General features: G+C 51.2%; 1 protein-coding gene. It reads right to left on the bottom strand.

What is annotated here, in order from left to right; all coding sequences use genetic code 11:
- The coding region (locus tag SCJ97_11710) for an SPASM domain-containing protein (GenBank protein ID MDW7740694.1) at positions 1–641 on the bottom strand (641 nt) is incomplete at both ends.

The following is a 641-nucleotide window of genomic DNA, read 5'->3' as shown; positions in this document are numbered from 1 at the left end:
GTCGGCGCAAGAGGGGGAGTTGCCCCAGCAGTCTTCATTTTGCTCGGTGTAATCACAGCTTTTTGCCGTCGAGCAGTCCATGCACGAGGGGAAGCGGTAATTTTTAACCCGGTAGCGGAAACGTAAATATTCCGGACTGTTCCAGATATCATAAAGGCTGCTTTCGTTGATATTTCCCAGGATATGCTCACTCACATCTTTACGCCTGTTATCAAGGTAGTAGGGGTAGGAGTACATCAGGCCGTAACAGGGAGCAACCGCCCCGTCATAACGGATCACCGCTGCATCATTCTCGACAAAGCTGCATTTGCGGCTGCTGCCCCAGTACATCCTCGGCAGCCTTAAAGAACCCCACAGCACGAAATCTTTTTCAATTGCAGGCCAGACAGCAGGTTCGGGAAAACGGAAATCTTCCGGTAAACTTGCCCAGTCAGGTGGCGCCAGTGTTCCCGCGCCCATTTCACGATCTCTACCCGGGGTTTCGTAAAGTACTTCTTTATACATATCCTCGGAATAGGCAAGCAAGTTGGTGACCAGAACCGTGGGAGCGCCAACTTCTTTAGCCAGGCGCGGCAGCAGGGGAAGCTGGTCAATATTACTGCGCATCATCACAAATTCAAGCCCTATTTTCGGGTAATTAG

Source organism: Bacillota bacterium, assembly GCA_033549065.1.
Taxonomy (GTDB): Bacteria; Bacillota; Dethiobacteria; order DTU022; family DTU022; genus JAWSUE01.
The sequence above is the reverse complement of the archived record's forward strand: the minus strand, read 5'-3'. Positions and strand labels throughout refer to the sequence as shown.